Below are 25098 nucleotides of genomic sequence, written 5' to 3'. Positions count from 1 at the left end.
ACGATGGGTAATCCCGTACAACGTCACTACGGCCTGGACTGGCTGCGGATCGGCGCCTTCGCGATCCTGATCCTCTACCATGTCGGCATGGTGTTCGTGCCGTGGGACTTTCACGCGAAGCTGCCCGGCGCGTGGTGGGTGGCGGTGCCGATGATGGCGTCGAACCCGTGGCGGCTGAGCCTGCTGTTCGTCGTGTCCGGCTATGCCAGCCGCGCGCTGCTGAAGCGCAACGCCACCGCGGGCAAGTTCGCGCGGCAGCGCTCGCTGCGGCTGCTGGTGCCGCTCGCCTTCGGCGTCGCGCTGGTGGTGCCGCCGCAGCCGTGGGTCGAGCTGACCAGCAAGTACGGCTACGCGCACGGCTTCGCGCATTTCTACGTGCACGACTATTTCCGCTTCGGCGCGGTGGGGCCGATCGTGCTGCCGACGTGGAACCACCTGTGGTTCGTCGGGTACCTGTGGTGCTATTCGATGGCGCTCGCGCTGCTGGTCGGCGCGCTGCCGGCGGCGGTGCGGCGCGGCGTGCAGCGGGGGTTCGACCGCGTGGCGCGGGGGCCGGCGCTGCTCGTCGTGCCGCTTGGCTGGATGGTGCTGGTCAATTTCATCTTGTTCCCCGGCGGGCGGGAGACGCACGCGCTGGCGGGCGACTGGGTGGCGCATTTCAGCTACCTGCCCGCCTTCCTGTTCGGCTTCGGCATGGCCGCCGCCCCCGCCACGCTGGCCGACCTGCGCCGCTGGTGGCCGGCGAGCGCGGGTATCGCGCTCCTCGCCTATGCCGTGGTCGCCGGGATCGAGCTCCGCTGGCCCGGCGGCACGATGCCGCGGCCGTTCGGCACGATCTTCTCCGTCGCGCGCGCGGTGGAGGGGTGGACCGCGGTCGCCGCGCTGATCGGGTTCGCCGACCGCCACTGGAACCGCGACCATCGCTGGCGCCCAATGCTGACCGAGGCGGTGTTCCCCTTCTACATCATCCACCAGACCGCGATCGTTCTGGGCGCGTGGTGGCTGATGGGCGCGGGGCTGCCCGCGTGGGCCGATTTCCTGCTGCTGGTCGCGGCGACGATCGCATCGTGCCTCGCCTTCTACTTCGGCGGCCGCGCGGTGCCGTGGCTGCGCCCGCTGATCGGCTTGCGCCGCCACGCATCCCGGCGCACCCATGTCGATCCCCGTCCCGCGATCGTATGAGCGCCGTCCCCATGAGAACCCCATGTCGCTGATCCTCGGAGCCCTGCTGATGTCCGCCGCCGCCGATCCCGCCCCCCATTGGTCGCTCGTCATCCACGGCGGTGCCGGCGTCATCGAGCGCGAGCGGCTGACGCCCGAGCAGGACCGTGCGATTCGTGCCGCACTGGCGCAGGCGCTGGACGCCGGCCGGGCCGTGCTGGCGAAGGGCGGCCCCGCCGTCGACGCCGTGGAAGCGGCGGTGAAGGTGCTGGAGGACGATCCCCATTTCAACGCCGGGCGCGGCGCCGTGTTCACCTACGAGGGCACCAACGAGCTGGACGCCGCGATCATGGACGGGCGCGACCGTTCCGCCGGGGCGGTGGCGGGCGTGACGCGGACACGCCACCCGATCAGCCTGGCGCGCAAGGTGAAGGAAGCGAGCCCGCACGTGTTCCTGATCGGTGCGGGCGCCGACACCTTCAGCCGCGAACAGGGGCTGGAGCAGGTGGATCCCAGCTGGTTCGCGACGCCCGAGCGCCGACGCCAGCTGGACGAACTGAAGGCGCGGCGCGTCGGCTGGTTCGACGTCGACATGAAGTACGGCACCGTCGGCGCGGTCGCGCGCGACGCGAAAGGCCATGTCGCCGCCGCCACCTCCACCGGCGGGGTCACCGGCAAGCGCTGGGGCCGGGTGGGCGATTCGCCGCTGATCGGCGCCGGCACCTACGCCGACGATCGCGCCTGCGCCGTGTCCGCCACGGGATCGGGCGAATATTTCATCCGCGAGGGCGTGGCGCACGAGATCTGCGCCCGCGTCCGCTTCGCCGGCGAAGGGCTGCAACAGGCCGCCGACACCGTGATGGCGACCGTGAAGGCGATGGGCGGCACCGGCGGCGTGATCGTCACCGGCCCGAACGGCGACGTCGCCTGGAGCTTCAACACGCCGGGGATGTACCGCGGCGTCGCAACCGCGGCCGGTGAGCGGAAGGTCGCGATCTACGGCGACGAGAAGTAGCGGGCGGGGATCGCGCCCCGCGCCGCCCTACAGCCCGACGGCGGCGCGCAGCGCAGCGTTCATCCGCGACTGCCATCCCGGCCCGCCGGCGCGGAATCGCGCGATCACGTCGCGATCGATGCGGAGCGAGACCTGGTCCTTGGTGGTGCCGACGGGGCGGCCGACACGACCCTTGCCGAAAGCGGCGATCACCTCGGGCGGGAGAACCTCGTGCGCCGGTCGCGCGCGAGCGAAATCCTCGTCGGTCCACTCGGGATTGTCCTCGTCGAACACGACGGGACGCTCTTCATCATAGATCATAACGCCGCATCTCCTTCGCGTGGGCACGACGGTAGCTGATCGCCCGGACCTCGCCCGAGCGCACGGTGAAGACCAGGCATCCGGCCCCGCCCTCGACCCGTCCAAAGGCACGAAACCGCGCCTCGCTATAGTCACGCCGCCTGTCCGCTTCGACGATCGTCTGAGACAGCTCGAACGCCGCGGCATCGGCGAGCGACAAGCCATGCTTCAGACGGTTGGCATCGTCCTTGGCCGGGTCGAACGTGATGTCCACGCCGATAAACGTAGATGCGAAAAGTCGCTTGTTCAAGCCGCGTTCGTGGTCGAGCGCTACTGCCCGAACGTCCCCGGCCGGTAGAGCAGCGTCACCGCCACGCGCCGGTTGCGCGGGTCCATCGGATCGTTGGCGATCATCGGCTCGCGGTCGGCGACGCCCTCGATGCGGTTGAAGCGCGCCTCGGGGATGCCGCCCAGGGCCAGCCGGCGCCGCGTCGCCTCGGCACGGCCGGACGCGAGCATCCAGTTGTTCATCGCGCGCGGATCGCCGAAGGGGACGCTGTCCGTGTGGCCGCGGATCATGATCGGGTTGGCGGTGCCGCGGATCCCCTCCGCCACCATGCCGATCAGCTTCGACGCGTCGCGCTCCAACGCGGTCGTGCCCAGCGCGAACATCGAGTAATCGGCATCGTCGATCAGGTCGATCCGCATCCCGTCCGGCGTCATCGTGAAGCGGATGTGCTTGCCCAGCTTCGCCAGCGCCTTGGTCTCGGCGATCTTGCGGATCACCTCCGCCTTCAGCTTCGCGAAGTTCTTGCGGTCCTCCGCCTGCACCTCGCGCAGGGTGGAGCGCAGCGAGCCCTTGTCGCCGTAGCCCTTCATGCTGCCGCCGCCCGCCACGGGCTTCACCATGATCGCCTGCTGCATCGCCTGTCCCGGCTGGGGGCCGATCTTGTTCTCCGACACCAGCGACTCGCCACCCGACGGGCCGTTGCCGCCGATGCCGAGCGAGCGGTTGTCGAGCAGCGTCGGCGCGAAATAGTCGGCGATGCCCTTGCGCTGCTTCTCCGTCGTGGCGCCCAGCAGCCACAGCAGCAGGAAGAACGCCATCATCGCCGTCACGAAATCGGCATAGGCGACCTTCCACGCGCCGCCGTGATGGCCGCCGGCGACCACGGTGATCTTCTTGACGACCACCACCTTGGGCGGTTCGTTCTTCCCGTGCGGTGCCGCCTTCGCCACGTTACTTGCCCCGCAATCCGTCGAAGACCTCGGCGAAGCCGGGCTGGTTCTTGTGCGCGATGCCGGCGCGCGCCGCCTCGATCACCAGCGGCTGCGGATGGCCGTGGAGGGAGGCGATGATGATCTGCTTCACCACGTCGTAGATCGCGGCGTCGGCGTCGATCACCTGCTGCAGCCGGTTGGCGAGCGGATTGACGACGCCATAGGCCAGCAGCACGCCCATGAACGTGCCGACCAGCGCGGAGCCGATCATCCCGCCGAGCACGCTGGGCGGCTTGTCGATCGAGCCCATGGTCTTCACGATGCCGAGCACGGCGGCGACGATGCCCAGTGCGGGCAGCGAATCGGCGAGGCTGGTCAGCGTGTGCTGCGGCCCCTCCACGTCGTGGTGATGGTTCTTGATCGAATGATCCATCACCTCCTCCACCGCGTGCACGTCCAGCGTGCCGGAGGAGACGACGACGAGGCGCAGCGTGTCGGCGATCAGGTTCACCAGCGTGTGGTCGGCCAGCAGGCGCGGATATTCGGCGAACACGGCGGAGGACTTGGGATCCTCCACGTGCGGCTCGACCGCGATCGGGCCCTCCATGCGCAGCATCTTCATCAGCTTCGACACGAGGAAGATGACGTCGAGATAGTCCTGCTTCTTGTACTTCGGCCCCTTGAACACCTTGGCGAGGCCGCCGCCCATCGCCTTCAGCTCCTTGCCCGAATTGCCGATGATGAGCGCACCCGCGGCGGCGCCGCCGATGATGAGCATCTCGTGCGGGATGGCGTGCATGACGGGGCCGAGGGCGCCGCCGGTGATGGCGAACCCGCCGAACACCATGGCGATGAGGACGACGATGCCGATGGCCGGAAACATGGACGATTCCCATTTGTGGTACGCGCCCTGTTAACCGCGCGAGGGTTGGGAAACCGTTACCCGCGGCGGCGATTTCCTGCCGGTCGCAAGGTGCCGGGCGGATCGGCGCGGCGGCGCGGTTCGAGCTGTCGGCGGGCGGCGAGGCGCCCGGATGCGCGGGCGCGGATCGGCGAAAGGAATTTCGCCTATCGGATGTAGTCGAAGAGCGACATCTGCGACAGCTTGCCGAAGCTCGCCTGCGTCGCTTCGAGGATCGTCATGGCGCGCTTCAGGTCGGTGATCGCCTGCGCCGGATCCGCATCCTCCAGCCCAGAGCGCGTGTCCTCGCGCTCCAGCGCGGCGGTGGCGAAATAGCCGGCCTGCAGATCGACGCGCGCGGCGCGGGCGCCGACGCTGGTCTGCGCCTGGATCACCTGCTCGGAAAGTGCGGCGAGATCGGCGCGATCCGCGTCGGCCGGCGCCTCACCGGCCGCCAGCGAGGTGATGAGCGCGGTGACCACCGCACCGATGTCCCGCCCGTTCCCGATCTTCAGCACCTCGCCCGCGCTCACGCCCGGCTCCACCGCCTGACCGTCGCCGATCGGGATCGCGGTCTGCCTGCCCGGTGCGAAATCGAGGCTGCCGTCCGGCTTCGACGCCACCGACGGCTCGTTCCCCTGCCCGCCGAACAGCGGCAGGCCGCGCGCGTCCTTCACGTTCGCGGCGGCGACGATCGTCTCCAGGATGCTGCGCAGCTCGATCGCGATGGAGGCGCGGTCGTTGGCCGACATGGTGCCGTTGGCGGCGCGCAGCGCGCGCTCGGTCACCTGTTGCAGCTGGGTCGAGATCTCGTCGAGCTGCGTGTCGGCCTGTTGCAGGGTCGCCTGCGCCACCTTCACGTTCGCGCCGTACACCGCCTCGTCCGCGCTCGCGCGGCGCAGCACCTGAAGGCGCTGATAGGCGACCGGATCGTCGGACGGCACCTGGAGGCGCTTGCCGGTGGAGATCTGGACCATCGCCTTGTCGGCCTGCTTTTGCAGCCCGGTCATCACGCTGGTCGACCGGTCGTAGAAGCCGCGAGTGGAGACGCCGAAGGACATCACCGGATCTCCAGGATCGACTGGAAGATGTCGCGCGCGGCCTGGATCACGCGGCTGGACGCCTGAAAGGCCTGCTGGAAGCGGATGAGATCCACCGCCTCGTTGTCGAGATTGACGCCGCTGGCGGAATCGCGCGCGGCCACCGCGCCGTCCAGGATCGCGGTCTGCGCCGCCGCCACGGTGGCGCGGCTCTCGATCGCGGCGGCGTTGTCGGACACCAGCCGGGTCAGCTTCGCCTCGACGCCGCTGGTCGTCCGCAGCGTCTGGAACGCGGCCAGGTTGCTGCCGTCGCGCGGCCCCGTGTCCGCCGCCGCGGCGGCAATGCCGCGGGGATCTTCCAGCGTCATCGTCATCTGCGAGGGACGCAGCGGGTCGAAGGTGAAGATCTTCTCGCCCGCGACATTGTCCATGTCGCGGCCGCCGGCCTGCGCGGCGTTGACGCCGTCGGCGAAGGCCGCTGCCAGCGAGTCGATTTCCTTGCGCGCGGTGGTGACCTTGCCGACGGCGTCGGCGAGGCCGGCGAGGCTCCCGCCCGTCGGCACGAAGGAGGATGTCGTGAACTGCCGGTTGACGACGAACTGGACCGCGCCTTCGTCGTTGCGGGCATAGCCCACGTCGCCGGCCAGGTTTCCTTCGACCAGCGTGGGCCCGGTGGCACCGCCCAGCTTCACCGCGACCCGGCCGTAGCCGTCGTAGCTGGTCGACACGTCGGCGATGCCGCTCATCTCCTCCAGCAGCTGGTCGCGCTGGTCCATCAGCGCCGCCGCGGTGGCGGTGGCCGGCTGTGCGCGCGCCAGGCCGGTGTTCACCTTCGCCAGCCCTTCGGCCAGCCGGCTCAGCCGTGCGGTCTCCGCATCGGCCTGCGCGTCGATGTCCGCCGTGGCCCGCACCAGCGCCTGGCCGGTCTGATTGAACGACATGGCGGTGGCGCGCGCGCTTTCCAGCATCGTCGCCCGCTGCGTCAGCGAGGACGGGTCGGCGGCCAGCTTCGTCGCCTGACCGAAGAAGTCGGTGACGCGCTTGTCCAGTTCCGCGCCGGTCAGCGCGGTCTGGATGTCCGTCATCAGCGTGGAGGCGGTGTTGGTGCGCGCGAGATCGGTGCCCGCGGTGCGCACCGCCTGCGTCTTGAAGATGTCGCCCGAACGCTGGATGCCCGATACGCGGACGCCGAAGCCGTTGGTGCCGAGCGAATTGGTGGTGGCGAGCTCAGCATTCACCGCGGCGCGACGCGAATAGCCGGCGACCCCGCTGTTGGCGATGTTCTCCGACACCGTCGTCAGCGAGGTCTGCGCCGCGCGCGCGCCCGAGGCGCCGATGGAGAGCAGGTCGCTCATTCGACTCGCGTAGCCGACCCTTGGTTAAGATCGGGTTGAGAAGGCGCCGGGATCGATCGCGACAGGAAATCGGTCATCGCCTTGCCGATGCCGAGCGGCGTGTGGTCCGCCATCTGCTGCACGACCTTCTGGTCGGACATGTCGCGGAAGGTGTCGAGCGCCTGGCTGCTGAACAGCGGATCGGCGAGCTTGGCCTGCCGCATCGACTTCAGCATCATGCCGGTGAAGACCGCCTCGAACTGCTGGCCCGCCTTCTTCAGGCTGTCCTTCGACTGGGTGCGGTCGAGGCCGGAGGCGATGCCGGTCTGGCCGGTGATGGAGACGGGGGCCGTCACAGGACCACGAGCTCCGCCTTGAGCGCGCCGGCTTCCTTCAGCGCCTCCAGGATCGCGACGAGATCCGCGGGGCTGGCGCCGATCGCGTTCACCGCCTTCACCACGTCGGCGAGCTTGGGACCGGGGGCGAGGACGAACATCGGCTTCTTCTCCTCGTCGACGTCGATGTTCGACTTGCGCTCCAGCGCGGTCTGCCCGCCGCTGAGCGGCGCGGGCTGGCTGACGCGCTGGTTCTCGTCGATGCGGACCGTCAGCTTGCCGTGAGTCACGGCGGCGGGGCCGACGCGCACGGCGGAATTGATGACGACGGTGCCGGTGCGCGCGTTGACGATCACCTTCGCCGACGGCTCGGCCGAATCGACGCTGAGATTCTCGATCTGCGACATGAGCGCGGAGCGGACGTCCGCCCCCGCCGGCGCGCGCACCGCGACCGACACCGCGTCCACCGCCTGGGCGGTGCCGAGGCCGAGCCGGCGGTTGATCGCGGCGGCGACGTTCTGCGCGGTCGTGAAATCGGCGCGTTGCAGGTTGTACGTCAGGAACGGCGTGTCGGCGAAGCCGGTCGCGACCGTACGCTCCACCGTCGCGCCCTCCGGGATGCGGCCGGTGGAGGGGATGTTGACGACGATCTTCGACCCGTCCGCGCCCTCTGCGCCCAACCCGCCCACCGCAAGGTTGCCCTGCGCCATCGCGTAGACCTGTCCGTCGGCGCCGAGCAGCGGGGCAAGCACCAGGCTGCCGCCGCGCAGCGACTTCGCCTTGCCCATGCTGGCGACCGTGATGTCGATGCGCTGGCCGGGCTTGGCGAAGGCGGGCAGTTCCGCCGTAATCATCACCACAGCGGCGTTCTTCAGCCCCGGGTTCGCCTGCGGCGGCAGTTGCAGGCCGAAACGGCTGGCGACCGCCTTCACCGACTGCACCGTATATTCGAGATTGTCGTCGCCCGTGCCGGGCAGGCCGACGACCACGCCGTAGCCGGTCAGCTGGTTCGATCGCACCCCCTGGAACCCGCCCAGATCCTTGATCCGGTCGGCGTAGGCGGGCTGGATGAAGACCAGGCCGATCGCCATCGCGGCGAGGAACCACATCATCGCGCGCAGGCGGACGGGAAGCGTGTGCGTCATCAGAACGGACTCACGACCTGGAAGAAGCGGGAGAGCCAGCCCTGGCGGCTGGCGCGGGCGACGTCGCCCTTGCCGGTGTAGGCGATCTGCGCGTCCGCGACGCGGGTGGAGGCGACGCGATTGTCGCGATCGACGTCGGCGGTGCGGACGATCCCCTTGATCTGCACGAACTCGTCGCCTCGGTTCAGCGTCACGCGCTTCTGCCCCTGCACCAGCATCGTGCCGTTGGGATAGACCTCCTTCACCGTCACGCTGACCTCGCCCGACAGCGAGTTGGACTGGTCCGCCGCGCCGGTGCCGTTGAAGCCGCGGTTGCCGCTGGCGCCGATATCGCTGGGGTTGAACAGGTTGAACGGACCGGTGGCGGGCGGCGTGATGCCGAAGCTGCCGTCCGAATTGAGCTTGGACGACGCCGACTTGGACGCCGCCGTGCGCTCGACCAGCACGATCGTCAGCGGGTCGCCGACGCGGCGCGCGCGCCAGCCCTCGTGCAGCGCGGCATAGCCGTCCGCGGCGTGGAAGATCGCGCCGTCGGCCACCGGCGGGGCGACCGGCGCGAGCGGCGCGCGCGCGGCGGTGAAATCCTCCTTCGCCTTGGCCTTGAACGGCCAGGCGCCGGCGGCGCCGGGCGCCAGCACGGTGGCGACGAGGACGACGAGGCCGGGGAAGAGGCGCGCGTGCGTCACAGGTTCTGGTTCACGTACTTGAGCATGTCGTCGGTGGCGGAGATCATCTTCGAATTGACCTCGTACGCGCGCTGCGTCTCGATCATGTCGACCAGCTCCTCGACGACGTTCACGTTGCTGGCCTCCAGCATCCCCTGGCGCACCTGGCCGCGGCCGTCCTGGCCGGCGACGCCCAGGTTCGCGGCGCCGCTGGCGACCGTCTCCATCAGGTAGTTGTCGCCACCCGACTGGAGCCCGGCGGCGTTGGGGAAGCTCGCCACCTGGATCTGCCCCAGCTGCGAGGTCTGCCCGCCGACCGTGGCCGAGACGGTGCCGTCGCCGCCGATCGTGATCTGCGTCGCACCCTCCGGCACGGTGATGCCGGGCATCACCTGATAGCCCTCGCTGGTGATGAGCGTGCCTTCGGGCGAGCGCGAGAAATTGCCGGCGCGGGTGTAGCCCAGCTGGCCGCCGGGCAGCTGCACCTGGAAGTAGCCGTCGCCGTCCAGCGCCAGGTCCAGGCTGTTGCCGGTCTGGTTCATCGACCCCTGCGTGTCGATCCGAGCGGTGCCCTGCACGCGAACGCCGGTGCCCAGGTTCAGCCCGGTGGCGTAGCGCGTCTCCGCGGTGGAATTGGCGCCGGCGGCGGTGACGACCTGGTAGCTCAGCGTCTCGAACGCGGCGCGATCGCGCTTGAACCCCGTGGTGTTCACGTTGGCCAGGTTGTTCGAGATGACGCGCATCCGCGTGTCCTGGGCGTCGAGCCCGGTGCGCGCGATGTGCATGGCGGCGGTGGTCATTCTTGGCCTCCTTCCAGCCCGTTCGCCCTGAGCCTGTCGAAGGGCGTGTTCCGGGCACGTGCTTCGACAAGCTCAGCACGAACGGTTTCGTTGATCATTTCTAGCCCGTCACGCGCATCAGCTGCGCGCTCGCCTCGTCCATGGTGCGCGCTTCCTTCATCAGGTTCGCCTGCACCTCGTAGCTGCGCTGGTTCTCGATCATGTCGACCAGCGCCTGGGTCATGTTGACGTTGCTGCCTTCCAGCGTGCCCGACGCGACCTTGGCGTCGAGATCGTCGGGAAGCACCCCGCCGCCGCGCACGCGCATCAGGTTGTCGAGGCCCTTCACCGTGTCGGAGCCCTTGCCGGAGACGAGCTTCAGCTTGTCGATCACCTGCGGCGTGCCGGTGGCGTCGCCCTGCGGCACGATCGAGATCGAGCCGTCCGCGCCGATCGTCAGCGACCGGTACGGCGGCAGCGTGATCGGGCCCGACTGGCCCATCACGAGGAAGCCGTCGCCGGTCTGCAACGTGCCGCTCTCGCTGACCGACAGGTCGCCGCGGCGGGTGTACGCCTCCTCGCCGTTGCCCGCCTGCACCGCGATCCAGGCGTCACGCCCCTCGACCGCCACGTCCAGCGCGCGACCGGTGTGCTGCATCGTGCCGGCGGAGCGGTCCGCGTCGCGGATCTCCTCGCCCGTCGGCTGGCGCGCGGAAAGGGCGGTGGTGCCGTCCGACAGCATGATGCGGTCGAAGACGACGCGGTCGGCGCGGAAGCCGGTGGTGGAGGCGTTCGCCATGTTGTTGGCGATCGCGGCCTGCGCCTGCATATGCGCGCGCAGGCCCGTCGCCGCGGTGTAGACCAGCTTGTCCACCTATCCGCTCCCGCTTGCCCGTGCTTACGAGCGGATGTTGAAGATGGTCTGCGAGATCTGGCTGGCGGTATCCAGCGCCTTGGAATTGGCCTGGAAGTTCCGCTGCGCCGCGATCAGTGCGACCAGTTCCTCGGTGATGTCGACGTTGGACCGCTCCACCATGTTCGACATGATGTTGCCGTAGCCCGGGCTGCCGGCGGCGCCGGTCTGCGCCTCGCCCGAGATGCCGGTCTGCGTCCAGTAGCTGTTGCCCAGCTGGCGCAGGCCCGAGGGATTCGAGAACTTCACCAGCATCACCTTGCCCAGGTTCTGCACGTCGCCGTTCGAGAAGCTGGCCTTTACCATGCCCTCGCCGTCGACCGTCACGCCTTCCAGCGCGCCCACCGACATGCCGTTCTGGCTCTTGTCGCTGACGCTGAAGGGAGCGGCGACCTGCGTCGTCTTGTTGCTGAATTCCAGCGTGATCGCCTGCGGCATGGTGGCGCCCGACGGCGTGAAGTCGTCGAACAGCACGCTCCCGCCGCTCTTCAGCACGCCGTCCTTGTCGAACGTCATCGTCTGGTAGCTGTTGGCGCCGTTGCCCGACTTCAGCTGATCGTCGCCGATGAAGGAATAGACGCGCCACGTGCTGTCGGTGGTGCCGTCGCTGATCGACTCGCGCGCGAAGTAGCTGGTCATCGTGATCGCGTTGCCGCTGCTGTCGTAGATGGTCGAGGAGGTCGACTGATTGTAGCTCTTCGGGTCGAAGCGGCTGAACGTCGACTGGGTCGGCAGCGCGGCGTTCGACGAGAAGTTCGTCGTGTACTTGACCGAGGTGGTCGGCACCGCGACGCCGCTGGTCTCCGGCAGCTTCAGCGAGATGGCGTTGTCGAGATCGCTGGCGACGACCGCGCCCGACCCGTCGACCGGATACACCTGAAGGTGGCCACCGTTCGCGTCGACGACGTAATGATCGTCGTTCACGCTGAAGCCGCCGTTGCGGGTGTAGTTCACCTTGTTGATGTCGACGTTGGGCTTCACGGCGAAGAAGCCGTCGCCGGAGATGGCGAGGTCGAGGCCGCTGGTCGACTGCTGCGAGGGACCCTGGCCGAACTGCTGCCGGTTGGCGCGCACGACGGTGCCCGAACCGATCTGCGACGTCGGCGACGTCGTGACCGAGGTGGCCATCACGTCGGCGAATTCGGTGCGCGACTTCTTGAAACCGTTGGTCGAGACGTTGGCCAGGTTGTGGCTGATCGTCGACAGGTCGGTCTGCGCGGCCTGCAGGCCCGACAGCGAGGTGTAGAAGGACATGGGGCGTTACTCCTGAAAAGACGGATCAACCGATCTGACGAACCGAGCTAGCAGGGATCGTGCCAATTCCCGGCACGACCAGCTTCGTCTCTCCGCCGGCATTCGACACGGCGTGGACGGGCGCCCACACCAGACCGGTGGACGGCACGGTCTTGCCGTCCTTCTGCGCGACGGTGCCGACGGTGAACGGCCCGTTGCCGGCATCCTCGCCCGCGTCGGTCTTGCCGTCCCAGTCGTAGGTGACGGTGCCCGCGGCCTGTTTGCCGAGCGACAGCGTCTTCAGCGTCTGCCCGTTGGCGTCGTTGATCGTGACGATGACGTTGCCGGCGTCGCTCGGCAGCTCCACCGCGCCGGCGAGGCCGCCCGCGCTGCGACCATAGGCGGTGGCGCCGGCGGTCAGCACGGTGCGGCCGACATAGGCCATCGCGTCCGCCGCGGTGCCGCCGGCCAGCTTCTCCTGAATGGCCTTCAGCGTCGACGACATCTCGCTGATGCCGGACAGCTGGCTGAACTGCGCCATCTGCGCGACCATCTGCGTGTTGTCGACCGGCGAGAACGGGTCCTGGTTCTTCATCTGCGCCGTCATCAGCTTCAGGAAGTCGGACTGGTCGAGCGTCTCCGCCTCGGCCTTGGTCACCACCTTCGTGCCGGCGGCGGTGCGCGTGATGCCCAAGTTGGACATGGTCGCGTCGAACGTCGAAGTCGCCATGGTCAGCGTCCCAGCTTGAGGGTGTCGATGATGAGCGACTTGGCGGTCTGCATCACCTCGACGTTGTTCTGATAGGTGCGCGCGGTCTCCATCATGTCGACCAGCTCGCGCGTCTCGTCGACCGCGGCGTCGAAGACGTTGCCGTCCTTGTCTGCCAGCGGGTTCGCCGGGTCGTAGCGCTTCGTCGGCGCCTCCCCGGCGGTGACGATCTGCTGCACGTCCACCGTCGACATGCCGCTGGCGGCGTCGAAGCTGGTGCGGAAGATCGGCTTCAGCGTCTTGTACGCCGCTTCCGCGGAACCGGCGACGCCGCCCGCGTTGGCGAGGTTGGACGCGGTGGTGTTCATGCGGATCAGCTGCGCCGACATGGCGCGGCCCGATACCTGGAACACTGACAGGGGCGTGCCCGCCATGGCTTATTCTCCCTTCAGCGCGCGCGTGATCTGCGCGATGCGGCCGTTCAGGAACGACAGCGTGGTCTGGTACTGCACGGCGTTCTCGGCGAAGGCGGTCTGCTCGGTGGCGAGCTCCACGGTGTTGCCGTCCATGCTGGGCTGCGTCGGCACGCGGTACTTCAGCCCGGCGTCCACGCTCGCCTGCCCCTCGGACGCGGCGAGCGCGCCCTTGAAGTCGATGTCCCGCGCCTTGAAGCCGGGCGTGGAGGCGTTGGCGATGTTCGACGCCAGCACGCCCATGCGCTGCGCCCTGATCTGCAGCGCGGCGCCGTGTACTCCGAACAATCCCTCGGCCATGTGCCGGTCCTTTCGTGCGAGATGCGGGAAAAGACCAGCAAGGGGCGTGCCAAATGCGCGGCGGCAGCGCGGCGGCAGCGTGGGCGGCAACGGCTTGCCGGTTGCCGGCAAACCGCCTTGCCGCCCGGCTCACGCGCGAGAGCGGAGGCAACTGGCACGGCCCCTGCAATGCCGCCACGCATGACACCGGGCACCTTCCTCGATCCCGCCGCGCTCGCCATCGTGCTGGGGGGCACCGCCGCGGCGGCCGTGCTGCGCACGCCGCTGCGCGATCTCGCCCGCGCGGTCGCGGCGCTCGCCACGCTGTGGCGCAGGCGCTTCGATGCGGAGCCACTGCTGCTGCAGGTCGCGGCGCAGGCGCGGATCGCGCAGAAGCTGGGCGTGGTGGCGCTGGACCGCAGCATCGTCGCCGATCCCGATCTCGCCGCCGCCATGGCCGCGATCGTCGACGGCGATCCGCCGGCGGACATCGCCGCCGCGCTGGAGCTGCGACGGCAGGAGCGCATCGCACGCCATCGCGCCGCGGCGGATTGCTGGGCGGGGATCGCCGACGCGGCGCCGGCGATGGGGATGATCGGCACGCTGGTCGGGCTGGTCGCGATGTTCGCGCGCATGACCGACGCGAAGGCGATCGGCGCCGCCATGGCGGTGGCGCTGCTCGCCACGCTGTACGGCGCGCTGGTCGCGAACCTGGTCGCGCTGCCGATCGCGACGCGGCTGCGCAACGCCGCGCGGGCGGAAGCGGAAGGGCGCGCGCGCCTCGCCGCGCCGGTGCTGGCGCTCGCCCTGCGCGAGGCGCCCGCGCGCGCGCGCATGCCCGCCGCGAGCATCGCCGCGTGACGACCGACGACCCCTTCGACGTGGCGCCGGCGCGGCCGACGTGGCTGGTGACGCTGGCCGACCTCGCGCTGCTGCTGGTCGGCTTCTTCGTCCTCCTGCAAGCGAACACGACGCCGTCGCGCGACCTGGCGCGCGGCATCGCCGACGGGTTCGGTATCGCGACCCCCGCGCCCGATCCCGTCATCGCGGTGGACGCGCACGGCGTGGCGGGCTTCGCGCCCGGCGCGGCGGCTCCGGCCGAGGTGCCGGCCGACGTGCTCGCCTGGGCGATCGCGGCGACACGCGACCCGCGCGTGGCGCTGACCGTCACCGGCGCGGTGGACGGGTCGCCCGGCGACGTCGACCCGATCACCGGCAGCGCCGCGATCCTGGCGGCGGACCGCGCGCGCGCCGTGCTGGCGGCGCTCGCCCGCGCTGGCGTGCCCGTCGCGCGCATCTCCCTCGCCACCGCTGCCCGTCCCGCGGGCCGCCGCGTCCTCGTCACGCTCGCGTTCGCGGGCGAGAAGGAATCCAAGACATGATGTTTCTCGCTCTCGCGGCCGCCGCCGCCTTCCAGGACACCGCCGCCCTGGACCGTGCGGTCGGCGCCTTCACCGGCCGCCCCCAGGGCGTCGAGGGAGGCGCGCGCGCCGCGATCGACCCGCGGCTGCGGCTCGCGCCCTGTTCCACCGTCGCGCTGTCGTGGCGGACGGAGGCGAAAGACGCGGTCGTAGTCGCCTGCGCCGGCCCGGCATGGCGCCTGTTCGTGCCCGTCATCGCCGCGCCGCGTCCCGCGCCGGCGCCCGCGGCCCCCATGGCCGCCGCGCCGCGCATGGCCGCGCCGGTCATCAAGCGCGGCGACCCGGTGACGATCGAGGCGGGTTCCGACGGCTTCTCCATCACCCGCGACGGCATCGCCATGGCGGATGCCGCCCCGGGCGCGCGCCTGCCCGTGCAGGTCGCCGGCGCCACGAAGCCGGTGCAGGCGGTGGCGGTGGACACCGGGCGCGCGACGCTGCCCGGATACGACTGAAAAAAAGTTCTAAAGCCGCCCTGCAAGCGGTCGTTTGAGCCGATGTCAGCGAACCTCCATAGGTGCGGGCATGGTAGATGCAGTTCGATCAACGACCGTAACGAGCGCCGACCTTCGGGTCGGGATGGTGGCGCGTACCCCGCGTGCCGCCGCGCCCGCGGCCGACCCGGCGACGACCGCGACGCCGGCCCCGGCACCCACGCTGGCGCGGCAACTCGCCGCGTCCGCGCCGCAGGACGCGGATCGCATCCGCCTCATCAAGGACGCGATCGCCAAGGGCATGTTCCCGCTGTCCCCCGCGACCGTCGCGGACCGCCTGATCGCCGCCAAGTACGAGTGGATGTCGAATGACCCGTCGTGACGCCCTGGTCCGCGTGATCGACGCGCTGCACGCGGAGATCGACGCGCTGAAGGCGAACGACGTCGCCGCGCTGGAACGCGCCACCGCGGGCAAGCTGCGCGCGATCGACGTGCTGCAATCGCTGGGCGACGGCCCGGCCGATCAGGAACTGCGCGGCCTGGCGGAAGAAGCCGACCGGCTGAACGACACCTGCCGCATCTACGTGAACCTGATGGCGGCAAATGTTCGCCGCCGCCTGCAAATCCTGACCGGCGAGGGCGGCAACGCCTATGGCCGGAGCGGGATGGCGTTCGCCTAGCTTGCGCAGCCGCATTCCCAACCGCCGTTCGGCCTGAGGCTCAGCACGAACGGAGGTCGCCGTCACCTTCGCCACATGGCAAAGTGGCACGCCCCTTGCTGAATGCGGGGGCATGACCGTTTCCGCGATCACCTCCGCCACCCAGCGCGTCACTTCGGCGATCCAGACCGCCGCGGCGCGCACCGGCGTCGACTTCGACTATCTGATGGGACAGGCCAGGCTGGAGAGCGGGCTGAACGCCAATGCGCGCGCCGGCACCTCGTCGGCCACCGGCCTCTACCAGTTCATCGAATCCAGCTGGCTGGCCGTGGTGAAGAAGCATGGCGCCGAGCACGGCCTCGGCTGGGCCGCGGACAGCATCGGCAAGACCGCGGGCGGGCGCTACACCGTTTCCGGCGGTAATCGCGCCGCGATCCTGGCGCTGCGCAACAATCCCGAGGTCGCCTCGCTGATGGCGGCGGAACATGCCGGCGACAACAAGGCGTCGCTGGAGGGATCGCTGGGGCGCGAGGCCAACGGCACCGACCTCTACATGGCGCATTTCCTGGGGCTGGGGGGCGCACGGCAGTTCCTGTCGGCGATGCAGCGCACGCCCGAGCGCAGCGCCGCGTCGCTGTTCCCCGCCGCCGCGCGCGCCAATCGCGGCGTCTTCTTCGAGCGCGACGGCAGCGCCCGCTCGCTGAGCGAGGTGTACCAGCGCTTCGCCGGCAAGCTGGGCGCCGAAGGTCCCGGGGGCGCGGGCGATGCCGGCAACGCCGTGCGCAACCGCTTCGACTTCGCTGCGCAGGCGCTGGCATTGAAGATGGAGGGGGGAGACGACGCGACCGTCGTCACCGGCAGCGGCGAGAGCGCGAGCGACGCGCTGGGCTGGGCCAGGGATGCCCTCGCCCGCAAGGATTCGCTGCTGCGCCCGTCGCCGGACAATGCCCGGCTCGCCTATATGATGCTCGCGAGCATGGGGGGCTGAGCCGATGAAGCTGCTCGCCAACGCGCGCGCCGGCGCCCTGCCCTTCGCGATCCTGCTGCTGGTCGTGCTGATGGTGGTGCCGATCCCGGCCTTCCTGCTCGACATCTTCTTCATCATGAACATCACGATCAGCCTCGCCGTGCTGATGGTGGCGCTGAATGCGGAGAGGCCGCTCGACTTCTCGTCCTTTCCCACCGTCCTCCTCTTCGCCACGCTGTTCCGGCTGGGCCTGAACGTCGCCTCCACCCGCGTCGTGCTGGTGCACGGGCACGAGGGCGAGGCGGCGGCGGGCCACGTGATCGAGGCGTTCGGCACGTTCGTGATCGGCGGCGACTATGTCGTCGGCCTGTTCGTCTTCGCGATCATCGTCATCATCAACCTGATCGTCGTCACCAAGGGCGCGGGCCGCGTGTCCGAGGTGTCGGCGCGCTTCACGCTGGACGCGCTGCCCGGCAAGCAGATGGCGATCGACGCCGACCTGAACGCCGGTCTCATCACCCCCGACGAGGCGAAGAAGCGCCGCGTCGACGTCGCCACCGAGGCCGAATTCTACGGCTCGATGGACGGTTCGTCCAAGTTCGTGAAGGGCGACGCGGTCGCGGGCCTGCTGATCCTGGCCGCCAACGTCGTCGGCGGGCTGATCCTGGGCCCGGTCAGCCACGGTCTCGGTATCGGTGACGCCGCGCAGAAATACACCATGCTGGCGATCGGCGACGCGCTGGTCGCGCAGGTGCCCGCGCTGCTGCTGTCGATCGCCGCCGCCTCCATCGTCACCCGCGTGAAATCCGACAAGGATCTTGCCGGCCAGATCGGCAGCCAGTTCGGATCGGCGCGGACGTGGACGCCCGTCGCGGTCATCCTGTTCCTGCTGGGCGTGATGCCGGGGATGCCGCACCTGGTCATCCTGCCGATGGCCGCCGCCGCCGGCTTCGCCGCGTGGAAGCTGAAGCAGATCGCCGCCCGCCCCGTGATCGAGGAGGCGCCCGCCGCCGAGGCCGCGGAGCCCGCCGACCCGTCGAAGATCGGCTGGGACGAGGTGACGGAGGGGATGATGGTCAATCTCGACATCGGCTACGGGCTGGTGCCGCTGGTGGACGAGCGCCGCGGCGCCCCGCTGATGGCGCGGATCACCGGCGTGCGCCGCCAGCTGTCGAAGGAACTGGGCTTCGTCGTCCCGCAGGTGCGCGTGCGCGACGACATCAACCTGGCGCCCTATACCTATCGCCTGATGCTGGGCGGGGTGTGCGTGGGCGAGGACCAGGTCTCGCCCGACGAGATGCTGGCGCTCGACACCGGGCAGGGCTTCGGCCAGCTCACCGGCAAGAAGGCGGTCGACCCGACCTTCGGGCTGGAGGCGACGTGGATCGCGCCCGGCGACGCGGATGCGGCGACCGGCCAGGGCTATCTCGTCGTCGACGCGGGCACCGTGATGGCGACGCACCTGAACCACGCGCTGGGCACGCACGCGTCCGACCTGCTCGGCGCGGACGAGGTGCAGGCGCTGCTCGACGGGCTGAAGGACCGCAACCCGCAGCTGGTCGCCGCGCTGGCGCCGCTGCCGCTGACCACCCTGACGGCGGTGCTGCGCGCCCTGCTGTCCGAGGGCGTGCCGCTGAAGGAGTTCCGCCGCATCGCCGCCGCCGTCGCCAATGCGGCGCAGCGCACGGCGGAAGCGCACGAGATCGTCGAGCTGATCCGTCCCGAGCTCGGCCCGCTCATCATCCAGAAGCTGGCCGGCGTGCGCGAGCCGCTGCGCGTCATGACGCTGGAGGGCGGGCTGGAACAGCTGCTGGGCCAGGCGATGCGCGCCGATCCGTCGCGCGCGGTGATCGAGCCCGAGCTGGGCCGCCGCATCGTCGACGCGCTGCAGGCCGCCGCGCAACCTTTGATCGCGGAGGCCAAGCCCTTCGCGCTCGTCGTCCAGCCCGCGATCCGCGTCGCGATCCGCAAGCTGGTCCGTTCCATCCTGCCGGATACCCCCGTCATGAGCTTCTTCGAGGTTCCCGAGGACAAGGCCGTCGAGGTCGTCGCCGTGATCGGCGGCCAGCCCCAGCCGCAGGCGCTGGCCGCATGACCGGCGCGCTGACCTATTCGCGCACCACGCGGGCGCGCGACGAGAACGCGCTGGTGCAGACGCACCTGCCGCTGGTCCGCCGCCTGGCGTGGCACGTCCACGGCTCGGTCTCGACCGCGATCGACGTGGAGGACCTGGTGCAGGTCGGCCTGGTCGCGCTGGTCGAGGGGGTCGCCGCGTTCGAGGATCGCGGGCAGGTGACGCTGAAGCAGTATCTCGCGACGCGGATCCGCGGCGCGATGATCGACGAGCTGCGGCGCCACGCCGCGATGACGCGCGGTGCGATCCGCCGCCGCCGCGACTATGCGCGCGTGCGTTCGTCGCTCGCCGGCGTGCTCGGCCGCCAGCCGACCGACGCGGAGACGGCGGCGCAGATGGGGCTCTCCGTCGAGAAGCTGCGGCAGGACTACGCCAGCGCCGAGGCGGTCCGCTACGAATCGCTGGACGAGGTCTATGCCGACGACCAGCCGTGGTTCGCCGACGACACGCCCGACGCCTTCGCGCAATTGTCCGAAGCGCAGACGCGCGACCGGCTGATCGCGGCGATCGCCAGCCTGCCCGAGCGCGAGCAGATGGTGATCCAGCTGTACCACGTGGAGGAGCTGAACCTGGAGGAGATCGGCCAGGTGCTGGGCGTCGGCGCGGCGCGCGTCTGCCAGATCAAGGCGCAGGCGCACACGCGGCTGAAGAAGGCGATGGCGCGCGGCTAGACCGCGGGATCTTACATCAGCTCGATCGTCCGGCAGCGCCGGGCGATCGCGGCTGCGACGGGATCGGTCAGCGCGGCCGGGGTGCCGGGCGGCATCGCACCGGCCGCCGCCGCGAACGCCGGACCCGCCGTGGTGCGCAATTCCTCCAACACCGCTCGCGTCGATTCCTCGTCGTAGCCGGCGGCGACCGCTGTCTGCACGAAGTGTCGCGGCGCGATCTGGTCGATACGGTGGCGGCGCCGGTCGCCGATCGCCATTGCGAGCCTCATCTGCCGCCGTTCGATCTGATGCGCCGCCAGGCTCGGCTCGGCCGACAGCACGTCATAGGCGGGGGCGGCGGAGAAGCGGCCGCCCGGCGACAGGAAGATGCTGAAGTTCTTCGCGTGTCCGTCCGTTGCACCGATCAGCCAGAAAGCGATGATCGTCTTCATCAATGCGCGGCGGTCCACGTCGGGCCGGTCGCTTTCCGCGAACAGCCGCATGATGTCGCCGACACCGGGGCCACCGTGATCCTCGTACTTGCGCGTCGGCGGCACCGACAGCGCCTGGCAGAGGTCCTCCTGCGGGCGGCGTAGCAACCGCCCGTCCCGGGACAGCCATCGATCGAACCGTTCCACCACCAGCACCGGCCGGCCGCCGAAACGATCGATGCGGGTCGAGGCGACGTCCAGTCCCAGCTCGGCCAGGAAGGTGAGGCACAGATGCTCGTTCTCGACGCTGTTCGACAGGTCGATGCCGTTGGGAAGGGTGCCGATCTGCGGTTTCAGGATATGGGTGGTGGGGGTGGTGCCGAGCGGCTTGTGCCACCGGCCTTCCCACCACAGCAGCGCGGTCTTCTCCTGCGCGCCGGCGATCGAGATGCGAAAGGCATCGTCGGGATCCAGCCCCAGCGGCGCACGACCGAGATCGCGGATGATCGCGGCGACGTCATCCTCGTCCAGCGGCTCGGCATCGATCGTTCCCGGCGGGGCAGGCTCGTGACCTTCCGGCAGGAATTGTAGCGCACCGACGCAGTCGCGACCCACCGCGGCGAGCAGCGAGTAGGCGTCGATCCCGTCGGCAGCCACCCGTCCGGCGATGCGGCGTCGGATATCATCGTTGTCGGGAAGGAGATTGTCGAACACCGCCGTGACGGCCGCGCCGGTGTAGCGCCGCGTGTCCAGCGGCAGCGACAGCGAGACCGGTAGGGCATATTCCCAGTCGAGCCACTCGCCGGCGTAGCGGAAGTCGATGGCGCCATCCGCAGCGCGCGACAATCGTCCGACCCGCCGTCCGTTCAGCAGCACCGCCAGCGCGGAGGAGCGCCGTCGCATCAGAAGAGGTCGTCGAGCGCCGGGAGGCTGGTGGATCGCTCGGTCAGATGCAGTTCCAGGCGCAAGGCCGTAATCACGGCGAAGAGCGTCTCCAGCGTGCCACCCTCCCCGTTCTCGAGATGGGAGATGGTGGCTTGCCGAAGGTTCGTTCGCGTGGCGAGCTGGGCCTGTGTCATTCCCGCCATGCGACGTGATCGCCGGATGGCATCGCCCATGGTACGGGATGATCGCACGACGTGTTGCATGAACCGTTCGTTATACGATTCTTCGTATGAAGCAACTATATACTGAAATCCGTATATATTTCTCGCATACGCAAAAGCGCATTTTATCTCCGCATACGCGACACCGTATATCGCCATGCGAAGAACCCCGCCGGCTCTCGCCGACGGGGTTCGAAGCTTCGCCCCATACACCGGGCGAAGTGTGCGCCGCGCCGTCACCCTTCTCGGGGGGGCGGCGCCGGCGCGGGCGCACGGTCGCTTACGAGAGCAGCTTCAGCACGCCCTGCTGCGACTGGTTGGCCTGCGCCAGCATCGCGGTCGACGCCTGGCTCAGGATCTGCGCCTTGGCGAGGGCAGTCGATTCGGCGGAGAAGTCCGCGTCCTCGATGCGGCTCTTCGCCTCGGACAGGTTGGCGGTGGTGGTGGTCAGGTTGTTGACCGTCACCTCCAGGCGGTTCTGCACCGCGCCCAGATTGCCGCGGGTCGCCGAGATCGAGTCAAGCGCCTTGTCGATCTTGGCCATCGCGCTCGAAGCGGACGATTGGGTCGAGATGTCCAGGCTCTGCGGCATGCCGGCGATGCCGCCCTGCGCGTTGAGGCCCAGCTTCGCGACGTTCGCCGTGGTGCCCTCCAGTCGGACCGGCCCACCGTTGGTGGAATACAGCGTCAGGACGCCCGCGGCGGCCGAAGCCTTCACCCCGGTCTTTTCGGACAAAGCGTTGATCGCGTCGCGGATCGCGTTGCCGGTGGAGGTCGCATCGGCGGCGCCGCCGTCCGTCACTGTTCCCAAGGCGACCCCGTTGATCGAGACGCCCGACAGGTCGGTCGATGCCGCGCCCGTCACCGCCGTGCCTGAGATGCTGACGCCGTCGGAAACGTTCAGGCCGGCATCGCCCAGGTTGGTGCCGCCCACGGTGAAGTTCGACCCGTCCTTGCTGTTGAGGGTGATGAAGCCCTTCATCGCGGTGGCCTGGCCCGTACCCACCGTCGCGGTGGCGCTGTTCGTCAGGTCGATGTCCTTACCCGTGGTGTTCGACAGCGTGATCGACTTGTCTTCGTTCAGCGTCGCGGTGACGCCGAAGTCGTTGTTGTTGATCTGGCTGACGAGGTCCTCGGCAGAAGCGGCGGCGCCGACCGACTTGCCGCCGATCTTGATCGCGCCGGCGGCGATCGGATCCGTCAGCTTCGCCGTGGTGACGCTGTTCGACGCCGTGGCGACGACGCCCGTGCGGTCGCTGTTCGTGTTGATCGCCTTGGCCAGGTCCTCCGCCGACGCGATGTTGACCGTGCCGGTGCCGGCGAAGCCGCTGATGCCGTTCAGCGTGATGCCCCCCACCGCGAAGGCGGCGTCGGCGGTGATGCGGCCCGAGGTCTGGCCGCTGGCGTTGGACAGGCCCAGCTTGTCGGACGAGATCGCGTCCATGCTGAGCGCCACGGTCTCGCCGGCGTTGGTGCCGGTCTGCAGCTTCAGGTTCTTCACCGAACCGTCGAGCAGGTTGAGGCCGTTGAAGTTCGTCGTCTTCGAAATGTCGTTGATCTGCGAGAGCAGCTGGTTGGTCTCCGCCTGCAGCGCCTTGCGCTCCGACGAGCCCAGCGTGCCGTTGGCCGACTGCGTCGCCAGTTCCTTCATGCGCTGCAGCATGTTGGTGACTTCGCCCAGCGCGCCTTCGGCGGTCTGCGTCATCGAGATGCCGTCGTTGGCGTTGCGGATCGCGACGGCCATCGACTTGACCTGGCTGGTCATGCGGCTGGCGATGGCGAGGCCGGCGGCGTCGTCCTTGGCCGAGTTGATGCGCTTGCCGGTCGACAGGCGCTCCATCGCCTGCGACAGCGACGAGGACGCGGACGCCGAAGCGTTCGCCGACCGCAGCGCCGAGATGTTGGTTCCGATAACAGTCATGTCGGTGTCTCCACTGATCGACGACCTCACGCTGCCCCCCCGAGCGAAGGGCCGAGCCGTCGGAGGCATGAAACGGCCGGTGGCGCGGGGGCTTTAGCGATGTTTTTTCGGCCCGCCGCCGCCTCGCGCGGCCCCGCGCGCGGCACACGTACGGGCGCGCGTCAGGCGCTCGCGCGCCCGGAAAAATGTTGCCGGCTGCCGGCAGATTATACCGGGCGTTAACCATTTGCGCCGCATTGCCGTCCCCGCACTTAACGGGGATTCTCTCATGCGTTCGATCGTGCCGTCGCCGGTGGTGGAGAAGGAGCATCTGACGCTCGTCTCGTCGCTGCGCGCGCAGGGCTTCGCGGTAGGCAAGGCGGGGGAGCGCGCCGCGCCCGGCGCGATGCACCTCGTCGCCGCGGGCGAGGCGATGGCGGTGCCGTCGCGCACCGTGATCGTCGGCTCCGCCGGCCGCACGGTGATGCCGCACCGCGACGGCAACCCGGCACGCATCGCCTACGGCCACGCCGACGCGGCGGTGGGCAACGCCTTCGCCCGCGCGCTGGTCGGCGGGCCGGAGCTGCCGACCGCCGCCGATCCGGAGACGCTGGCGCTGTTCGCACTGGCCGATCGGGTCGCGCAGGCGGACATCACCGTGCTGGTCAACGGCCCCACCGGCACCGGCAAGGAGGTGCTGGCGCGCACCATCCACCTGAATTCGCCGCGGCGCGACGGCCCGTTCATCGCGATCAACTGCGCCGCGCTGCCGGAAACGATGCTGGAGGCGATGCTGTTCGGCCACCAGAAGGGCGCCTTCACCGGCGCCTCCGCCGCGGGCGAAGGCTTCTTCCGCGCCGCGGACGGCGGCACCATCCTGCTGGACGAGATCGCGGAGATGCCGCTCGGCCTCCAGGCCAAGCTGCTGCGCGTCCTCCAGGAGCGCGAGGTGGTGCCGATCGGCGCGACTCAGCCGGTGGCCGTCGACGTGCGGGTCGTCGCCTGCGCCAACCGCGATCTCCAGGCCGAGGTGGCGGCCGGGCGCTTCCGCGCCGACCTCTACTACCGCCTGTCCGTCTTCCCGCTGACCACCAAGCCGCTGGCCGACCGCCCGCAGGACATCCCCGCGCTGGCCGCGACGATGATCCTGCGCCATGCCGGGGCGCGCCCCGTAGTGCCGTGGCCGTCCGACGACGCGATCGCGGCGCTGCTGGCGCACGACTGGCCGGGCAACGTGCGCGAGCTGGAGAACGTGATCCAGCGCGCAATGCTGTTCTGCGGCGGCGACACGATCGAGGCGGCGCACATCGTCTTCGACCGTCCGGCCGCGCCCGTCGCGTTCGCGCCGCTGGCCCGCCCCGTCGCGAACGACGCAGGCGAGACGCTGGGCAAGGTGGTGCAATTGTCGGAATTCGCCGCGATCAGAGAGACGCTGGCGGCGTGCGGCGGCAGCCGGATCGAGACGGCGAAGCGGCTCGGCATCTCCGAGCGGACGCTGCGCTACCGCCTCGCCAAGGCGCGCGAGCAGGGTGACGACCTGGTGCGGAGTGCGACGGCATGAGCGGCATCGCCGGAGTCGGCGGCATCGACCGCGTGATGGCGCTGCGCCAGCAGATCCTGGAGCGCAACGCCGCGCTGGGCCGCGCCAACGCCGCGGCGGGCACGCCCGCGCCGGTGGAGGCCAAGGAGGCGGGCGGCACCAGCTTCGCCGACACGATGCAAACCGCGCTGGAGAAGGTGAACGCCGGCCAGCAGCGCGCCAGCGCCCTGTCCGACGCCTATGAGCGCGGCGAGACGATCGACATCGCCAAGGTGATGCTGGCCCGCCAGGAAGCCTCGGTCGGCTTCGAGGCGACCTTGCAGGTCCGCAACAAGATCCTGTCCGCCTACAAGGACATCATGAGCATGCCGGTGTAA

General features: G+C 69.8%; 29 protein-coding genes and 2 pseudogenes. 12 read left to right on the top strand and 19 right to left on the bottom strand.

Features of this window, described 5'->3' with window-relative positions:
* Positions 1-3: 3 nt before the first annotated feature.
* Positions 4-1182 (top strand): acyltransferase family protein, encoded by a 1179-nt coding sequence (locus tag HBH26_RS14380; protein WP_168135314.1) that lies wholly within the window; start codon positions 4-6, stop codon positions 1180-1182.
* Between the two features lie 22 nt (positions 1183-1204).
* Positions 1205-2176, top strand: coding sequence for an isoaspartyl peptidase/L-asparaginase family protein (locus HBH26_RS14375; RefSeq protein ID WP_239024812.1), 972 nt, complete (start codon positions 1205-1207; stop codon positions 2174-2176).
* 27 nt (positions 2177-2203) lie between these two features.
* Here the strand turns inward: HBH26_RS14375 and HBH26_RS14370 are convergent, their stop codons facing one another.
* The 15 genes from HBH26_RS14370 to HBH26_RS14300 form a co-directional block, all read right to left on the bottom strand.
* Positions 2204-2476 carry a BrnA antitoxin family protein gene (locus HBH26_RS14370; protein ID WP_168135313.1) on the bottom strand — a complete coding sequence of 91 codons (273 nt, stop codon included), beginning with the start codon at positions 2474-2476 and terminating at the stop codon, positions 2204-2206.
* A complete protein-coding gene (locus tag HBH26_RS14365; RefSeq protein ID WP_168135312.1) occupies positions 2466-2729 on the bottom strand; it encodes a BrnT family toxin in 264 nt (87 codons plus the stop codon). Before HBH26_RS14365 ends, HBH26_RS14370 begins: the two co-directional genes overlap by 11 nt.
* 56 nt (positions 2730-2785) lie before the next feature.
* Positions 2786-3694 (bottom strand): flagellar motor protein MotB, encoded by a 909-nt coding sequence (locus HBH26_RS14360; RefSeq protein ID WP_168135311.1) that lies wholly within the window; start codon positions 3692-3694, stop codon positions 2786-2788.
* 1 nt (position 3695) lies between these two features.
* A complete protein-coding gene (gene motA / locus HBH26_RS14355; RefSeq protein ID WP_168135310.1) occupies positions 3696-4559 on the bottom strand; it encodes a flagellar motor stator protein MotA in 864 nt (287 codons plus the stop codon).
* Between the two features lie 185 nt (positions 4560-4744).
* Positions 4745-5638 (bottom strand): flagellin N-terminal helical domain-containing protein, encoded by an 894-nt coding sequence (locus HBH26_RS14350; protein ID WP_168135309.1) that lies wholly within the window; start codon positions 5636-5638, stop codon positions 4745-4747.
* On the bottom strand, positions 5638-6972 hold the full coding sequence (gene flgK / locus HBH26_RS14345) for a flagellar hook-associated protein FlgK (protein ID WP_168135308.1): 1335 nt from the start codon (positions 6970-6972) through the stop codon (positions 5638-5640). Before flgK ends, HBH26_RS14350 begins: the two co-directional genes overlap by 1 nt.
* Positions 6969-7307, bottom strand: coding sequence for a rod-binding protein (locus HBH26_RS21225; RefSeq protein WP_168135307.1), 339 nt, complete (start codon positions 7305-7307; stop codon positions 6969-6971). The genes flgK and HBH26_RS21225 overlap by 4 nt, the downstream gene beginning before the upstream one ends.
* Positions 7304-8398, bottom strand: coding sequence for a flagellar basal body P-ring protein FlgI (locus HBH26_RS14335; protein ID WP_209308590.1), 1095 nt, complete (start codon positions 8396-8398; stop codon positions 7304-7306). Before HBH26_RS14335 ends, HBH26_RS21225 begins: the two co-directional genes overlap by 4 nt.
* Before the next feature lie 32 nt (positions 8399-8430).
* Positions 8431-9117, bottom strand: a complete 687-nt coding sequence (locus HBH26_RS14330) for a flagellar basal body L-ring protein FlgH (protein ID WP_420824992.1) — start codon at positions 9115-9117, stop codon at positions 8431-8433.
* Positions 9114-9896, bottom strand: a complete 783-nt coding sequence (gene flgG / locus HBH26_RS14325; protein WP_168135305.1) for a flagellar basal-body rod protein FlgG — start codon at positions 9894-9896, stop codon at positions 9114-9116. The genes HBH26_RS14330 and flgG overlap by 4 nt, the downstream gene beginning before the upstream one ends.
* A 100-nt stretch (positions 9897-9996) precedes the next feature.
* Positions 9997-10749, bottom strand: a complete 753-nt coding sequence (locus HBH26_RS14320; RefSeq protein WP_168135304.1) for a flagellar basal body rod protein FlgF — start codon at positions 10747-10749, stop codon at positions 9997-9999.
* Positions 10750-10773: 24 nt separating this feature from the next.
* On the bottom strand, positions 10774-12042 hold the full coding sequence (locus HBH26_RS14315; RefSeq protein WP_168135303.1) for a flagellar hook protein FlgE: 1269 nt from the start codon (positions 12040-12042) through the stop codon (positions 10774-10776).
* 25 nt (positions 12043-12067) lie between these two features.
* Entirely contained in the window at positions 12068-12751 is a 684-nt protein-coding gene (locus HBH26_RS14310; RefSeq protein WP_168135302.1) for a flagellar hook assembly protein FlgD, read from the bottom strand.
* A gap of 2 nt (positions 12752-12753) precedes the next feature.
* On the bottom strand, positions 12754-13164 hold the full coding sequence (gene flgC / locus HBH26_RS14305; RefSeq protein ID WP_168135301.1) for a flagellar basal body rod protein FlgC: 411 nt from the start codon (positions 13162-13164) through the stop codon (positions 12754-12756).
* A gap of 3 nt (positions 13165-13167) precedes the next feature.
* Positions 13168-13503: a flagellar basal body rod protein FlgB gene (locus HBH26_RS14300; RefSeq protein ID WP_168135300.1), complete on the bottom strand. Its 336-nt coding sequence runs from the start codon at positions 13501-13503 to the stop codon at positions 13168-13170.
* Positions 13504-13683: 180 nt separating this feature from the next.
* On the opposite strand from HBH26_RS14300, the gene HBH26_RS14295 reads away from it, so the two are divergent.
* The 8 genes from HBH26_RS14295 to HBH26_RS14260 all read left to right on the top strand — a co-directional run bounded on the left by HBH26_RS14295 (position 13684) and on the right by HBH26_RS14260 (position 19765).
* Positions 13684-14343, top strand: a complete 660-nt coding sequence (locus HBH26_RS14295) for a motility protein A (RefSeq protein WP_168135299.1) — start codon at positions 13684-13686, stop codon at positions 14341-14343.
* Positions 14340-14864 carry a flagellar motor protein MotB gene (locus HBH26_RS14290; RefSeq protein WP_338057393.1) on the top strand — a complete coding sequence of 175 codons (525 nt, stop codon included), beginning with the start codon at positions 14340-14342 and terminating at the stop codon, positions 14862-14864. Before HBH26_RS14295 ends, HBH26_RS14290 begins: the two co-directional genes overlap by 4 nt.
* Positions 14861-15355 carry a flagella basal body P-ring formation protein FlgA gene (locus HBH26_RS14285; protein WP_168135298.1) on the top strand — a complete coding sequence of 165 codons (495 nt, stop codon included), beginning with the start codon at positions 14861-14863 and terminating at the stop codon, positions 15353-15355. Before HBH26_RS14290 ends, HBH26_RS14285 begins: the two co-directional genes overlap by 4 nt.
* A 124-nt stretch (positions 15356-15479) precedes the next feature.
* The gene (locus HBH26_RS14280) at positions 15480-15716 is read left to right on the top strand and encodes a flagellar biosynthesis anti-sigma factor FlgM (protein ID WP_239024811.1); all 237 of its coding nucleotides are present in this window, start codon (positions 15480-15482) and stop codon (positions 15714-15716) included.
* Positions 15703-16014 carry a flagellar protein FlgN gene (locus HBH26_RS14275; protein ID WP_168135296.1) on the top strand — a complete coding sequence of 104 codons (312 nt, stop codon included), beginning with the start codon at positions 15703-15705 and terminating at the stop codon, positions 16012-16014. Before HBH26_RS14280 ends, HBH26_RS14275 begins: the two co-directional genes overlap by 14 nt.
* Before the next feature lie 112 nt (positions 16015-16126).
* Positions 16127-16981: a lytic transglycosylase domain-containing protein gene (locus HBH26_RS14270; protein WP_168135295.1), complete on the top strand. Its 855-nt coding sequence runs from the start codon at positions 16127-16129 to the stop codon at positions 16979-16981.
* Positions 16982-16985: 4 nt separating this feature from the next.
* Entirely contained in the window at positions 16986-19055 is a 2070-nt protein-coding gene (flhA, locus tag HBH26_RS14265) for a flagellar biosynthesis protein FlhA (RefSeq protein ID WP_168135294.1), read from the top strand.
* Positions 19052-19765, top strand: a complete 714-nt coding sequence (locus HBH26_RS14260; RefSeq protein WP_168135293.1) for a sigma-70 family RNA polymerase sigma factor — start codon at positions 19052-19054, stop codon at positions 19763-19765. The genes flhA and HBH26_RS14260 overlap by 4 nt, the downstream gene beginning before the upstream one ends.
* A gap of 11 nt (positions 19766-19776) precedes the next feature.
* On the opposite strand, the gene HBH26_RS14255 is transcribed toward HBH26_RS14260, so the two are convergent.
* The 4 genes and pseudogenes from HBH26_RS14255 to HBH26_RS21220 form a co-directional block, all read right to left on the bottom strand.
* Complete coding sequence (locus HBH26_RS14255; protein ID WP_168135292.1) at positions 19777-21078, bottom strand: type II toxin-antitoxin system HipA family toxin; 1302 nt, start codon at positions 21076-21078, stop codon at positions 19777-19779.
* Positions 21078-21293, bottom strand: coding sequence for a helix-turn-helix domain-containing protein (locus tag HBH26_RS14250; protein ID WP_209308571.1), 216 nt, complete (start codon positions 21291-21293; stop codon positions 21078-21080). Before HBH26_RS14250 ends, HBH26_RS14255 begins: the two co-directional genes overlap by 1 nt.
* Positions 21294-21561: 268 nt before the next feature.
* Positions 21562-21840: pseudogene (locus HBH26_RS20790) on the bottom strand (flagellin); the annotation flags it as partial.
* Between the two features lie 123 nt (positions 21841-21963).
* Positions 21964-23202 (bottom strand): annotated as a pseudogene (locus HBH26_RS21220) (flagellin N-terminal helical domain-containing protein); the annotation flags it as partial.
* A gap of 268 nt (positions 23203-23470) precedes the next feature.
* Between HBH26_RS21220 and HBH26_RS14240 the strand changes: the two are divergent.
* Together HBH26_RS14240 and fliE are read left to right on the top strand one after the other, a co-directional pair.
* Positions 23471-24742 (top strand): sigma-54 interaction domain-containing protein, encoded by a 1272-nt coding sequence (locus HBH26_RS14240; protein ID WP_168135289.1) that lies wholly within the window; start codon positions 23471-23473, stop codon positions 24740-24742.
* Complete coding sequence (fliE, locus tag HBH26_RS14235; protein WP_168135288.1) at positions 24739-25098, top strand: flagellar hook-basal body complex protein FliE; 360 nt, start codon at positions 24739-24741, stop codon at positions 25096-25098. The genes HBH26_RS14240 and fliE overlap by 4 nt, the downstream gene beginning before the upstream one ends.

The organism is Sphingomonas corticis (assembly GCF_012035195.1).
GTDB classification, from domain to species: Bacteria; Pseudomonadota; Alphaproteobacteria; order Sphingomonadales; family Sphingomonadaceae; genus Sphingomonas; species Sphingomonas corticis.
The sequence above is the reverse complement of the archived record's forward strand: the minus strand, read 5'-3'. Positions and strand labels throughout refer to the sequence as shown.